Origin of the sequence: Nocardioides oceani (genome assembly GCF_030412965.1) — a bacterium.
Lineage (GTDB): Bacteria > Actinomycetota > Actinomycetes > Propionibacteriales > Nocardioidaceae > Nocardioides > Nocardioides oceani.
Genome location: NZ_JAUHJQ010000002.1, coordinates 624,859 through 638,349, shown reverse-complemented (window position 1 = coordinate 638,349; position 13,491 = coordinate 624,859). Strand labels below are relative to the sequence as shown.

General features: G+C 74.0%; 12 protein-coding genes. 6 read left to right on the top strand and 6 right to left on the bottom strand.

Annotated features, from left to right (window positions below):
• Positions 1-18 precede the first annotated feature (18 nt).
• On the bottom strand, positions 19-390 hold the full coding sequence (locus QWY28_RS08635) for an Rv2175c family DNA-binding protein (protein WP_300952020.1): 372 nt from the start codon (positions 388-390) through the stop codon (positions 19-21).
• Between the two features lie 131 nt (positions 391-521).
• Between QWY28_RS08635 and pknB the strand changes: the two genes are divergently transcribed.
• The 5 genes from pknB to QWY28_RS08610 all read left to right on the top strand — a co-directional run bounded on the left by pknB (position 522) and on the right by QWY28_RS08610 (position 6,779).
• Positions 522-2,645: a Stk1 family PASTA domain-containing Ser/Thr kinase gene (gene pknB, locus QWY28_RS08630; protein WP_300952018.1), complete on the top strand. Its 2,124-nt coding sequence runs from the start codon at positions 522-524 to the stop codon at positions 2,643-2,645.
• Between the two features lie 17 nt (positions 2,646-2,662).
• Positions 2,663-3,556 (top strand): deoxyribonuclease IV, encoded by an 894-nt coding sequence (locus QWY28_RS08625; protein WP_300952017.1) that lies wholly within the window; start codon positions 2,663-2,665, stop codon positions 3,554-3,556.
• Positions 3,553-4,443 (top strand): DMT family transporter, encoded by an 891-nt coding sequence (locus tag QWY28_RS08620; protein ID WP_300952015.1) that lies wholly within the window; start codon positions 3,553-3,555, stop codon positions 4,441-4,443. Before QWY28_RS08625 ends, QWY28_RS08620 begins: the two co-directional genes overlap by 4 nt.
• A gap of 267 nt (positions 4,444-4,710) precedes the next feature.
• Positions 4,711-5,748 (top strand): 3-deoxy-7-phosphoheptulonate synthase, encoded by a 1,038-nt coding sequence (aroF, locus tag QWY28_RS08615; RefSeq protein WP_300952013.1) that lies wholly within the window; start codon positions 4,711-4,713, stop codon positions 5,746-5,748.
• Positions 5,749-5,798: 50 nt separating this feature from the next.
• Positions 5,799-6,779 carry an NADase-type glycan-binding domain-containing protein gene (locus tag QWY28_RS08610; RefSeq protein ID WP_300952011.1) on the top strand — a complete coding sequence of 327 codons (981 nt, stop codon included), beginning with the start codon at positions 5,799-5,801 and terminating at the stop codon, positions 6,777-6,779.
• A gap of 278 nt (positions 6,780-7,057) precedes the next feature.
• Here QWY28_RS08610 and QWY28_RS08605 read toward each other — a convergent pair whose 3' ends face one another.
• The 4 genes from QWY28_RS08605 to QWY28_RS08590 all read right to left on the bottom strand — a co-directional run bounded on the left by QWY28_RS08605 (position 7,058) and on the right by QWY28_RS08590 (position 11,525).
• Positions 7,058-8,050, bottom strand: a complete 993-nt coding sequence (locus QWY28_RS08605) for a threonine aldolase family protein (protein ID WP_300952009.1) — start codon at positions 8,048-8,050, stop codon at positions 7,058-7,060.
• Positions 8,047-9,381 carry a class II 3-deoxy-7-phosphoheptulonate synthase gene (locus QWY28_RS08600; RefSeq protein WP_300952008.1) on the bottom strand — a complete coding sequence of 445 codons (1,335 nt, stop codon included), beginning with the start codon at positions 9,379-9,381 and terminating at the stop codon, positions 8,047-8,049. The genes QWY28_RS08605 and QWY28_RS08600 overlap by 4 nt, the downstream gene beginning before the upstream one ends.
• Before the next feature lie 61 nt (positions 9,382-9,442).
• Positions 9,443-10,900 (bottom strand): APC family permease, encoded by a 1,458-nt coding sequence (locus QWY28_RS08595; protein ID WP_300952005.1) that lies wholly within the window; start codon positions 10,898-10,900, stop codon positions 9,443-9,445.
• A gap of 46 nt (positions 10,901-10,946) precedes the next feature.
• Entirely contained in the window at positions 10,947-11,525 is a 579-nt protein-coding gene (locus QWY28_RS08590; protein WP_300952003.1) for a nucleotidyltransferase family protein, read from the bottom strand.
• 45 nt (positions 11,526-11,570) lie between these two features.
• Here QWY28_RS08590 and QWY28_RS08585 point away from each other — a divergent pair, with 45 nt between their 5' ends.
• Complete coding sequence (locus QWY28_RS08585; protein WP_300952002.1) at positions 11,571-12,332, top strand: endonuclease/exonuclease/phosphatase family protein; 762 nt, start codon at positions 11,571-11,573, stop codon at positions 12,330-12,332.
• Positions 12,333-12,435: 103 nt separating this feature from the next.
• Here the strand turns inward: QWY28_RS08585 and QWY28_RS08580 are convergent, their stop codons facing one another.
• On the bottom strand, positions 12,436-13,464 hold the full coding sequence (locus tag QWY28_RS08580; RefSeq protein ID WP_300952000.1) for a 6-phosphofructokinase: 1,029 nt from the start codon (positions 13,462-13,464) through the stop codon (positions 12,436-12,438).
• Positions 13,465-13,491: the final 27 nt, after the last annotated feature.

Genomic DNA, 13,491 nt, shown 5'->3' with positions numbered 1-13,491 from the left:
CGCTCCGCCGTCGCCGGGTCAGAAGGCCATCGCCTGGGCGCGGCGCTTGACCTCCGAGCCGCGGTTCTCCCGCAGCGCGTCGATGGGGCGGCCGGGCAGGTCCTGGTCGAGGTAGAGCCAGGCGATGCACTCGCGGTCGTCGTACCCGCCGTCGTGGAGCACGGTCAGCAGGCCGGGCAGGCCCTTGACCGGGAAGCCGTCCTGGATGAAGTCGGCCGGCACCTGCTGGCCCGCGCCCGGGTAGGGCACCGCCGCGGCGAGCTCGTGGTCGCGGATCATCGTGCGGACCTTGGCCACGGTGACCTCGAGCAGGCGGGCCGCCGCGGCCCAGTCGAGCCAGTCCGGCACCAGGGCGGCGAGGTCGTGGTCGGCGAGCGGGATGTCGGTCATGGGCACCATCCTCCCACCGGCCGGGCCGTCGCCGCGCCACGCCGGGCGCCACGCTCACCCGTCCGGAGGGGCCGCGCTCCGTACGATGGTCCCGCCGAGGACTTCCCCCTTCGGCACGCAGGAGGGTCGCCGTGACGTCACACCGTCATGCCCGGTCGGGCGCGGACGCGCCCTCGACCGACCCCTCGACCGGCTCCTCCCCCCGGTGGGACGGCCAGCGGCTCGAGGGCCGGCTGCTCGACGGCCGCTACCGGATCGGGCCGCGGATCGCCCGCGGCGGCATGGCCAGCGTCTACGAGGCCACCGACATCCGGCTCGACCGCACCGTCGCGGTCAAGGTGATGCACCCCGGGCTGGGCGACGACGAGGAGTTCGCGGCGCGGTTCGTCCGCGAGGCGCGCGCCGCCGCCCGGCTCTCCCACCCCAACGTCGTCGCGGTCCACGACCAGGGCGACGACGACGGCGTGGTCTTCCTCGCGATGGAGCTCGTGCCCGGCCACACCCTGCGCGACGTGATCGCCAAGGAGAGCCCGATGCCGCCCGCGCGGGCCCTGGCGCTGCTCGAGCCGGTGCTCTCCGCGCTCGCCGCCGCCCACCGCGCCGGGCTGGTGCACCGCGACGTCAAGCCCGAGAACGTCCTCATCGCCACCGACCCCGACAGCGGCTCCAGCCGGGTCAAGGTCGCCGACTTCGGCCTCGCCAAGGCCGTCAGCGCCGACACCCAGCACACCGCCACCGGCGGCGTCCTCATCGGCACCGTGTCCTACCTCGCCCCCGAGCTGGTCGTCGACGGCCGGGCGGACGCCCGCGCCGACGTGTACGCCGCCGGCGTGCTGCTCTTCGAGCTGCTCACCGGCCGCAAGCCGCACGAGGGCGAGTCCCCGATCCAGGTCGCCTACAAGCACGTGCACGAGGACGTCCCGCTCCCCTCGACGCTCGTCCCCGGCCTCCCGGCGTACGTCGACGCGCTGGTCGCCCGCGCGACCGCTCGCGACCGGGGCCAGCGCCCCGCCGACGCCGGCGTGCTCCTGCACCAGCTGCGCCGCGTGGCGACCGCCGTGGCGACCGGCGTCCGGGAGGACCCCGAGCTGGTGGCCGACCTGATGCCGCGACCGCCCGCGGCGGGGACGCTGGGCGCCGGCACCGGCGAGCTGACCCAGCCGCTGCTGCGGCCCACCGAGGTCCCGCCGGCCGTCGAGCGCGGCGACACCGCGGCCGAGCCCTGGGACACCGGCGAGATGGCCGCGTTGCTCGGTCCCTCCCAGGCGGCCGACGCCGCCGCGGGCAGCCCGCCGCCGGCCGAGCACACGCGGACGGTGCGGGTCCCGGTGGACCACGCCGCGGCGCCGGCACCGCGACGTACCCGTCGGTCCCGGAGGGGCCTGCTCGCGCTCGTGCTCGCCCTCCTGCTCGCGGCGGGCGTGGGGACCGGCGCGTGGTGGTTCGGCTTCGCGCGGTGGACGACCACCCCGGGCGTCATCGGGCTGGACCGCGCCGCCGCGGTCGAGCGGCTCGAGGCCGCCGGCCTCGAGGCGGAGGTGGGGCCGCGGGCGTTCTCGCGCACGGTCCCCGCCGGCGAGGTCATGGCGACCGACCCGGCCGCCGGCGACCGGGTGCTCGACGGCGGCACCGTGACGGTGACGATCAGCAAGGGCGAGGAGCTCTACGACGTCCCGCGGCTGCGAGGCATGACCGAGGACGAGGCGCAGGACGCGCTGGCCGAGCTGAAGCTGGAGTTCGGCGGCTCCGCGCTCACCTGGTCCGAGGATGTCCCCGAGGGCGTGGTGATCTCCAGCGACCCCCGGCCGGGCACGACGCTGCGCCCCGGCGCGGTCGTCAACCTGTTCGTCAGCAAGGGCCGCAAGCCGATCCGGGTCAAGGACTGGACCGGCAAGGACGCCGACACCGCGCGCGAGCGGATGGAGGCCAAGGGCCTGGTCGTCGAGGTCACCGGCGAGGAGCACTCCGACGACGTCGCCGAGGGTGACGTGATCAGCCAGGACCCGGTCGACGGCACGCTGTTCCGGGGCGACACCGTCGGGCTGGTGGTCTCGCTCGGGCCCGAGCTCGTGGAGGTCCCCAACGTGCGTGCGTCCGGCGTCGACGCGGCCCGCGAGGAGCTCGAGGCGCTCGGCTTCGACGTGGACACGCGGAAGGCCCCGGGCTACCTCGGCCTGGGCTACGTCTTCTCCCAGGACCCCGGCTCCGGCGAGATGGTCCCCCGGGGCTCGACGATCACGCTGACGCTCATCTGAGCGGGTAATCTCCGCGGGTGCTCGACCCCGCTCAGCTGGCTGCCCGCAACCCGGTCGGCACCCACGTCATCGTCGGCAAGGGCCTGGTCGCCGGGGCGCTCGCCTCGGCCGACGAGCTCGGCTGCGAGACCTTCCAGGTCTTCTGCGGCAACCCGCGCGGGTGGGCGCTCTCCGCCGGGAGGCCCGCGGAGGACGCGGGGTTCCGGGCCGAGGTGGAGCGACGCGGCACGCGGGTGTTCGTCCACGCGCCGTACCTCGTCAACCTCGGCTCCCCCACCCCGCTCACCTACGAGCGCTCGGTCGCCAGCGTCGCGCACAACCTGCGCCGCGCCGCCGAGATCGGCGCCGAGGGCGTCGTGGTGCACACCGGCTCCTACGTCGCGCCCGACGACACCTCCGAGCGGTACGACGCCGCGATGCGCCAGGTCCGCGAGGGCCTGCTGCCGCTGCTGGCCGACCTGCCGGAGGACGGTCCCTGGCTGCTGCTCGAGCCGACCGCCGGCCAGGGGCGGTCGCTGTGCGCCGGGGTCGACGACCTCGCGCCGTACCTCGAGGCGCTCGACCACCACCCGAGGGTCGGCGTCTGCCTCGACACCTGCCACGTCTTCGCGGCCGGTGCGCCCCTCGACGAGACCGGCGGCGCGGCGGCGACCCTCGACCGGCTCGTCGAGGTCGCCGGCCCCGGTCGGCTGCGGCTGGTCCACGCCAACGACTCGATGGACGTCCGCGGCGCGCTCAAGGACCGGCACCAGAGCATCGGCGCCGGCCACATCGGCATCGAGCCGTTCCTCGAGCTCTTCGCCCACCCCGCGACCGAGGGCGTGCCGTTCGTGGCCGAGACCCCCGGCTCGCGGGAGGTCGGCGGCGACGTGCAGGTGCTGCAGGAGCTCCGCGCCAAGGCGCTGGGGTGAGCGACCGCCGTACCTCCCTGCTGGCCGCCGCCGCGCTCCTGGCGATGACGGCCACCTGGGGCAGCACCTTCGTCCTCATCAAGGACCTGCTCGACCGGGTGCCGACGCTCGACTTCCTGGCCGTCCGGTTCACGATCGCCGGCGTCGCGATGCTGCTCGTCGCGCCGCGCGCGGTCCGGCGGCTCTCCCCCGCCTCGCGGCGCCACGCGCTCGTGCTGGGCGGGGTGTACGGCGTCGCGCAGATCCTGCAGACCGCCGGCCTCGCCCACACGGCCGCCTCGGTCTCCGGCTTCATCACGGGGATGTACGTCGTCCTCACCCCGGTCCTCGCAGCACTCCTGCTCCGCTCGCGGACGACCGGGCTGACCTGGGCCGCGGTCGCGCTGGCCACCGCCGGGCTCGGCGTGCTCACCCTCGACGGCGTGGCGGTCGGCTACGGCGAGGCGATCACGCTGGTCAGCGCCGTGCTCTACGCGCTGCACATCGTCGGGCTCGGCGCGTGGTCGAACGCGCGGGAGGCGCTCGGCATGTCGATCGTGCAGCTCCTCGTCATCGCCGTCGTGTGCCTGGTCGCGACCGCGCCGGACGGCATCGTGCCGCCGCCGACCGCGGCCGACTGGCTCTCGGTGGTCTACATGGCGCTGTTCGCCGGTGCGCTCGCGCTCATCGGGCAGACCTGGGCGCAGGCCCACCTCTCGGCCACGCGCAGCGCGATCATCATGAGCATGGAGCCGGTCTTCGCCGCGTTCTTCGCCGTGCTGCTCGGTGGGGAGTCGGTGACCGCGCGGATGGCGCTGGGTGGCCTCATGGTGCTGACCGCGATGCTCGTCGTCGAGGCGCTGCCGCGACGCAAGGTCGAGGGCGAGGTCCAGCACCTGGTCGTCTGACCGGGTCGGCTCCGCTCGGCTCACGGACGCCGATCCCACATGGTGGAAATGCCGGCGGACGCCCGGGCACGGGGCCGTAGGTTCCTGCTCGTGACGCGCACCTATCTGTTTGGACGCCAGCCGGGAGCACCCGTGCCGGCCGTCCTGTCCTAGGTACGCCGCACTCCATCCAACGCCCCCGGCTCCGGCCAGTGGGGCGTTCGTTGCGTCCCGGGGTGTCGGAGCCGCCCGGGCCGCTCGAGAAAGAGGAACACCATGGTCGTCGTCATGTCCCCGGACGCCACCGACGAGGACGTCGCCGCCGTCGTCGCCCGTGTGGAGGGCGTCGGGGGCGAGGCCTTCGTCAGCAAGGGCGTCGTGCGCACCATCATCGGCCTGGTCGGTGACATCGAGTCCTTCCACCACCTCAACCTGCGCACGCTCAGCGGCGTCGCCGACGTGCACCGGATCTCCGACCCCTACAAGCTCGTCAGCCGGCAGCACCACCCCGACCGGAGCACCGTCTGGGTCGGCGCGCCCGGCCGGCAGGTCCCGATCGGTCCGGACTCGTTCACCTTCCTGGCCGGGCCCTGCGCGGTCGAGACGCCCGAGCAGACCCTCGCGGCGGCGCAGATGGCCAAGGGTGCCGGCGCCACGATCCTGCGGGGCGGGGCCTACAAGCCGCGCACCTCGCCGTACGCCTTCCAGGGCCTCGGCGTCCGCGGCCTGGAGATCCTCGCCGACGTCGGGCGGGCCACCGGGCTGCCCGTGGTCACCGAGATCGTCGACGCCCGCGACGTCGCCGTCGTCGCCGAGCACGCCGACATGCTGCAGATCGGCACCCGCAACATGGCCAACTTCGGGCTCCTCCAGGCCGTCGGCGAGGCGGGCAAGCCGGTGCTGCTCAAGCGCGGCATGACGGCGACCATCGAGGAGTGGCTGATGGCCGCGGAGTACATCGCCCAGCGCGGCAACCTCGACGTCGTGCTGTGCGAGCGCGGGATCCGCACCTTCGAACCCGCGACCCGCAACACCCTCGACCTCTCCGCGGTGCCGGTCGTGCAGGCGACCAGCCACCTGCCGGTCATCGTCGACCCCAGCCACGCCGCCGGCCGCAAGGACCTCGTCGTGCCGCTCTCCCGCGCCGCGATCGCGGTCGGGGCGGACGGGATCATCGTCGACGTGCACCCGGAGCCGGAGACGGCGCTGTGCGACGGGCCGCAGGCGCTGCTCGGCAACGACCTGCGCGAGCTGGCCCAGGCCGTCCGCCGGCTGCCCCCCGCGGTGGGACGGGTGGACGCCGCCGAGCTGACCCGGACCGCCTGACGGCGTCCCGGACGGCCCGGCGGCGGGGCCGCTCGCTACGCTCGACCCCCGTGGAGAACTGCACCGCCTGCGGCGCGCGGCTCGGTCCGGGCCGCGCCTGCGCCGCCTGCGGCCAGCCGGTCGAGGGGCTCGACCTGTCCGACTGGCGCACCGACACCGCCGAGCGGCCTGCGATCAAGGACGTGCCGCCCGCGCCGCGCTACCCGCTGTACGCCGACCAGTCGCCGGTCCCCGGGTCCGTCGGGTCCGTCGGGTCCGTCGGGTCGGTCGGGGCCCGTGGCCGGCGCCCCGGATGGCTGCCGTGGGCGGCCTGCGTCGCCGCGCTCGCACTGCTCGGTGGGGTCGGCACCGCCCTGGTGGTCAGTGGTGGCGGCGACCCCGACGAGGAGCCGGCCGCCGCGGTCGCCACCGACGACCCCTCGCGTGCCCCGAACGCGTCCGCGAGCCCCTCCGCGAACCCCTCCGCGAACCCGTCCGTGCCGGCCGCGCAGCCGACCCGCACGGCCGGCGGCGAGCTGAGCCGCAAGCCCGAGCCGCGGGACCCCGAGGACGTCACCCGCGGCGCCCGCGTCTCGGTCCCCGCCACCGCCCCGCCGAGCCGCGGGCTCGACGGCACCCGCACGGCGTACGACGCCGGGAACCTCGTCGACGGCGACCGCACCACCACCTGGCGGATGCGCGGCGACGGCACCGGCGCCGAGCTGGCGCTCCGGCTGGACCGCCCCACGACCGTCACGCGCCTGGGCCTGGTCAACGGGTACGCCAAGCGCGCCCGCGGCCCCCGCGGCGGCGTGCTCGACTGGTACACCGGCAACCGCCGCGTGCTCGCCGTGGAGTGGGTGCTCGACGACGGCACGGTGGTGCGCCAGGGGCTCGGCGAGACCCGCCGCGTGCAGACCGTCGACGTCGGCGCGATCACCACCCGCTCGATCCGGCTGCGGCTCGTCCAGGTCTCCGCCCCCGGCTCCGGGCGCGCCGGCCGCGACTACACCGCCATCAGCGAGCTGTCGGTCGTCGGCCTGCCCGGCTGACGGGCGACGCGCGGCCGGGACGCGTGTGCAGCGACCACACGGTCGCTGCACACGCCGCAGGAGGCGGGTGGAGCGACCAGAGGGCCGCTGGACCCCCGGCCGGAGGCCAACCCCCGGCAGGCGCAGCGGCCCCCTTCTCGGGGCGTCCTCGCACGGGTGACTGGAAGGCGTGTGAAGCGACCACACGGTCGCTCCACCCGCCGCAGAAGGCGTGTGAAGCGACCACAGGGTCGCTGGACACCCGCCCGGAGGCCGACCCCCGGGCAGGCGCAGCCGGCTCAGAGCGCGCTGAGCGCGGCGGCGGCCTTCTCGGCGTCCTCGCGGGTGACGTCGAGGTGGGTGACGAGGCGGACGGTCGTCGGGCCGACCATCGACACCCGGACACCGGCATCGGCGGCGCGGGCGACGAAGTCCGGGGCGTCACTCCGGGGCACGACGACGATGTTGGTGTCGACGCCCTCGGGGTCGACCCCGCAGGCCTCGGCCAGCAGCCGCGCGTGGGCGTGGTCGTCGGCGAGCCGCTCGACGTGGTGGTCCAGCGCGTGCAGGCCCGCCGCGGCGAGGACGCCCACCTGGCGCATGCCGCCGCCCATCCGCTTGCGCCACACGCGCGTCTCGGCGATGACGTCGGCCGAGCCGAGGGTGAGCGAGCCGACCGGCGCGCCGAGGCCCTTGGAGAGGCAGACGGCCATGACGTCGGCGACCGCGCCGTACTCCGCGAGCGGCGTGCCCGTGGCCACGTGGGCGTTCCAGATCCGGGCGCCGTCGACGTGGACGGTCGCACCGGCCGCGGTCGCCAGCTCGCGCAGGTCGCGCAGGTCCTCGATCGGCAGCACCGCGCCGCCGGCGAAGTTGTGGGTGCACTCGACCGAGAGCGCCGCGGTGCGCACGAAGAACGGCCCCAGGTCCGGGGCGAACATCTGGCGGACCATCGGCAGGTCGACCTGCCCGCGCGGGTGGAACCACGTGCGCATCGTGATCCCGCTGTACGCCGCGTGGGCGCCCAGCTCGGCACGCGCGATGTGCGCGGAGGCCTCGCAGAGCACCTCCTGGCCCGGCTGGACCAGCGCGCGGACCGCGAGCACGTTGGCCATCGAGCCGGTCGGCATGAACAGCGCGGCCTCGTGGCCGAACAGCTCCGCGACCCGCTCCTCCAGCGCGAGGACCGTCGGGTCCTCGCCGTACACGTCGTCGCCCACCTCGGCGCGCGCCATCGCCCGGCGCATCGCCTCGGTCGGGCGGGTCAGGGTGTCCGAGCGGAGGTCGATCACGCCTTGCGCAGCATCTCTGCGACGAGGAACGCCAGCTCGAGGGACTGGACGCGGTTCAGGCGCGGGTCGCAGACCGACTCGTAGCGGTTGCCGAGGTCGACCTCGAGGAGGTCCTCGCCGCCGCCGACGCACTCGGTGACGTCGTCACCGGTGAGCTCGACGTGCAGGCCGCCGGGCCAGGTGCCGAGCGAGCGGTGCACGTCGAAGAAGCCCTGCACCTCGTCGATGACGTCGTCGAAGCGGCGCGTCTTGTAGCCCGAGCTGGCCTCGAAGGTGTTGCCGTGCATCGGGTCGCAGACCCACGCCACCTCGACGCCCTCCGCGGTGACCTTCTCGACCAGGTCCGGGAGCCCGTCGCGGATGCGGCCGGCGCCGAAGCGGGTGATGAAGGTGAGGCGGCCCGGCTCGTTGAGCGGGTTGAGCCGCGAGGCGAGCGCGAGAGCGTCGTCGGGCGAGGTGGTCGGGCCGAGCTTCACACCGATCGGGTTGCGGATGTGGCTGAGCAGCTCCACGTGCGCCTGGTCGAGCTGGCGGGTGCGCTCGCCGATCCAGACCATGTGGCCCGAGACGTCGTACGGCATCTGGGTGCGCGAGTCGATGCGAGTCATCGCGTGCTCGTACTCCAGCACGAGCGCCTCGTGGCTGGAGTGGAAGTCGACGCGGTGGAACTCGACCGGGTCGGCACCGATGGCCGACATGAAGGTCAGGGCACGCTCGATCTCGCTGGCCACGGCCTCGTAGCGCTGGCCGACCGGCGACTCCTTGACGAAGTCGGTGTTCCAGGTGTGCACCTGGCGCAGGTCGGCGTAGCCGCCGGTGACGAAGGCGCGGATCAGGTTCAGGGTCGCCGCGGAGGAGTTGTAGACGTCCACCAGGCGCTGCGGGTCGGGCACGCGCGCCTCGGGGGTGAAGTCGAAGCCGTTGACCGCGTCGCCGCGGTACGCCGGCAGGGTGACGCCGTCGCGGGTCTCGAGGTCGGAGGAGCGCGGCTTGGCGTACTGCCCCGCGAGCCGGCCGACCTTGACGACCGGGACGGAGGCGGCGTACGTCAGCACGACCGCCATCTGCAGCAGCACGCGCAGCTTGTTGCGGACGTTGTCCGCGGTCACGCCGGCGAAGGTCTCGGCGCAGTCGCCGCCCTGCAGCAGGAACGCCTCGCCGCGGGAGACCGCGGCGATCTTGTCCTTGAGCTCGTCGCACTCGCCGGCGAAGACCAGCGGCGGGAGGGTGCGCAGCTTCGCGACCGCGGAGTCGACCGCCGCGGAGTCCGGGTACGTCGGCTGCTGGGCGGCGCCCAGGGCGTGCAGGGTCGCGAGGTCGGGGATGCTCACCGACCCAGCGTACGTCCGGGTCCGGGCCCGGCCGGAATCAACGGACCGCCGTGGGACGCGCTCAGTCCTCCAGGTGCTCGATGTCGCGGAAGCCGGTCTTCTTGGCGCGGACGCCGCGGTTGGTCAGCCAGGTCAGCGCCCACAGCACGACGCCGATGCCGAGGAGGACGCCGGCGATGACGTACTGGTTCCAGTCCTCCCGGTCCCGCGCCCACGGACCGACGAGGAACAGGCACGCCACCGCGCCGAGCCACGGCGTCCAGGTGGGGGCGGTGAACCCGCGAGCCGGCTCGCGGCGCAGCACGATGCAGGAGATGTTCACGACCGTGAACACGCACAGCAGCAGCAGCGCGGTGGTGCCGGAGAGCGCGGCGATGACCTCGGTCTCCGAGGCGTAGGTGACCACCAGGATCAGGCCCAGGGCCAAGAGCGTGGAGAAGGCGATGCCGGCCCACGGCGTACGCCGCCGGGGCAGCACCGCGGACAGGCTGCGGGGCAGCACGTCCTGCTTGGCCAGGCCGTAGAGCAGGCGGCTGGCCATCAGCATGTTGATCAGCGCGGTGTTGGCGACCGCGAAGACCGTCAGGAACGGGAAGATCGTGTCGATGGGCAGGTCCGGCGCGCCGATCGAGACCACGTTGAGCAGGACCTTGCCCTCGTCCTCGGCGACCGAGACGAGGTCGCCCTCGGGGACGACGGCGATCACCGAGACGGCGACCAGCACGTAGAACAGCACCGCGATGCCGAGGCCGGTGAGCATGATCCGCGGGAAGACGCGCTCCGGCTCCTGGGTCTCCTCGACCATGTTGACCGAGTCCTCGAAGCCGACCATCGCGAAGAACGCGATCGCGGTGGCGACCGTGACCGCCAGGAACATGCCGCGGTCCGAGCCGGACTCGAAGGCCACGAGCCGGCCCATGTCGCCGTCGCCGCGGACGATGACGGAGAAACCGATGCCGATGACGATGAACAGCGCGAGCATCTCGACGAGCGTGAGGACGACGTTGAACTTCACGCTCTCCCCCACGCCGCGCAGGTTGATGAGCGCGAGCAGCAGCATGAAGCCGATCGCCACGGCGGTCACCGCGCCGGTGCCGGCCGGGACGTCCCAGCCGACGGCGTCGAAGCCGGCGAGGAGGTTCTCGGCGAGCAGCTTGGCCGACGTCGAGGCGCTGGTGATGCCCGAGCAGATGACCGCGAAGGCCACCAGGAACGTCACGAAGTGCACGCCGAACGCCTTGTGCGCGTAGAGCGCCGCACCGGCGGCCTGCGGGTGCTTGGTCACCAGCTCCAGGTAGGAGTACGCCGTCAGCGTCGCGACCGCGAAGGCGACGAGGAACGGCACCCACACGATGCCGCCGACCTCGAGCGCCATCTCGCCGGTCACGGCGTAGATGCCCGCGCCCAGGATGTCGCCGACGATGAACAGCAGCAGGAGCCGCGGCCCCAGGACGCGCTTCAGCTCCGGCTCGGTGCCGCTGCCCGGGCCCGGCGCGGCTGAGGTGTCGGTGACGCTCATGCGTCCCCTGTTGCCCCCACCCGTTCGGGGGAAACCTCGGTGGCGCTCAGGCCGCCGCGTCGGCGGCGGGCTCGATGACGCCGAGCCGCTCGAGGAGCACGAGGAAGGCGACCGCGAAGTCGTTCGCGGCGGTCTCCCGGCGTACCTCCTCCCAGTCGACCTGCTCGCGGACGGCGCGGGCGACCGGGAGCACCTTGCCGAAGTCGCAGGCGTGCTCCTCCATCGCGTTGAGCTTCTGGCCCATCAGCACGGTCGTGGCGAGCACCGGCATCTGCACCGACTCCACCTCGATGGGGTCCACGTCGGTGAGCACCGACCGCTGCACCGGGACGCCGTTGGTGCGGAACAGGATGTCGACCATCGCCCCGTCGACGAAGACCTTGAACAGCCAGTCCTCGGGCGGCTGCACGACGTCGAGCCCCTCGTCGGCCAGCAGCTCCGCGGCCCGCGGGGCGTCGTCCTCGGCCACGACGAAGTCGACGTCGTGCTCGGGCTCGGGGCCGCCGCGGGCCCACAGCGCGTAGCCGCCGGCGAGCGCGAAGGGCACGTCGCCCTGCTTGAGGGTCACCGCGACCCGCTTGAGCGCCTCCCGCAGCGGGTGGAGGTCGGGGATGCCGTGGCTCACGCCGAGCGGTGTACCCGCGGGGCGGCGCGGGTACACGGCCGACCGATGCGCCTGGTCACCTTCAACATCCTCAACGGACGCCACCCCGCCGACGACCACGTCGACGTCGACGCCTTCGCCGCCGCGGTCCGGTCGCTCGACGCCGACGTGCTCGCGCTGCAGGAGGTGGACCGCAACCAGGCCCGCTCGGGGCACGCCGACCTCACGGCGGTCGCGGCCGAGGCCATGGGTGCCGCCGACAGCAGGTTCGTCGCGGCGCTGAGCGGCAGTCCGGGCGCCACCTGGGTGGCGGCGACCGGCGAGGAGCAGCCCGACGCCGCGGCGTACGGCATCGCGCTGCTGAGCCGCCGGCCGGTCCGTGCCTGGCAGATCATCCGGCTGCCGGTGCTGCGCACCCGCGTGCCGATGAAGTTCAAGGACAGCCGCCTCCCCACGCTCGTGCAGGACGAGCCGCGGGTCGCCGTGGCCGCTGACGTCGAGTGCGGCGACACCACGCTGACCGTCGCGAACACCCACCTGTCGTTCGTGCCCTGGTGGAACGGCCGGCAGCTGCGCTCGCTGGTCGCCTCGCTCGACACCTCCCAGCGGCCGCTGGTCGTCGTCGGCGACCTCAACATGGACGCCGAGCGGGCGGGACGGACCACCGGGATGCGCGGGCTCGCCGGCCACGCGACGTTCCCCGCGCACGCGCCTGTCGAGCAGCTCGACCACGTGCTGGCCGACGGCGACGTCAGCGCGACCGCGAGCGAGGCCCGGGAGATGCCCCTCTCGGACCACCGCGCGCTCGTGGTCGACCTGGCGTGGTAGGCGCGCTCACGTCCCACCGGGTCCCGACACGCCGGTCACGACCTCGTTCCTCGGTCGTGCGGCTCGCTCGACCACCGACAGCGCGTCCGCTGACGCGTCCGCACTAGCCGAAGAAGACCTGCGCCTCGGCGTACTCCTCCGGGCTGACCACCTTGAGCTCGGCGGTGCCCTCGGAGAGCGGGACGCGGATGATCTTGGTGCCTCGCAGGGCCATCATCGTGCCGAACTCACCGTCGGCGACCGCGTCGATCGCCTGCAGCCCGAACCGCGTGGCCAGCCAGCGGTCGAACGCCGTCGGGGTACCGCCGCGCTGGACGTGGCCGAGGACGACCGCCCGGGCCTCCTTGCCGGTGCGGGCCTCGATCTCCGCCGCCAGCCGGTCGCCGATGCCGCCGAGCCGCACGTGGCCGAAGGCGTCCTTCTCCCCCGACACCAGCGTCATGTCGCCGCCCTCGACCGGCACGGCGCCCTCGGAGACCACGATCACCGGGGCGTACTCGCTCTGGAACCGCGTCTCGACGTGCGCGCAGACCTTGTCGATGTCGAAGGGCTGCTCGGGGATGAGCACCGCGCTCGCGCCGCCGGCGATGCCGGCGTGCAGGGCGATCCAGCCGGCGTGGCGGCCCATCACCTCGACCACCAGGACGCGATGGTGGGACTCGGCGGTGGTGTGCAGCCGGTCGATCGCCTCGGTCGCGATGTTGACGGCCGTGTCGAAGCCGAAGGTGAAGTCGGTGCCCGAGAGGTCGTTGTCGATGGTCTTCGGGACGCCGACCACGTCGACCCCGAGCTCGGCGAGCTTCGTGGCCACCCCGAGGGTGTCCTCGCCGCCGATCGCGACGAGCGCGTCGACGCCGTGCGCGGCCAGGTTGTCCTTGATCCGCTCGACGCCGCCCTCGATGGCGAACGGGTTGGTGCGCGAGGAACCCAGGATGGTGCCGCCGCGCGGGAGGATGCCGCGGCACTGCTCGATCCCCAGCTCCATGGTCAGCCCCTCGAGCGGGCCCCTCCAGCCGTCCCGGAAGCCGACCAGCTCGAAGCCGTGCTCGCGCACGCCCTTGCGGACGACGGCGCGGATGACCGCGTTCAGGCCGGGGCAGTCGCCCCCACCGGTGAGCACTCCGACGCGCACGGGACCTCCAGGGTGTGGGGTTGGAAC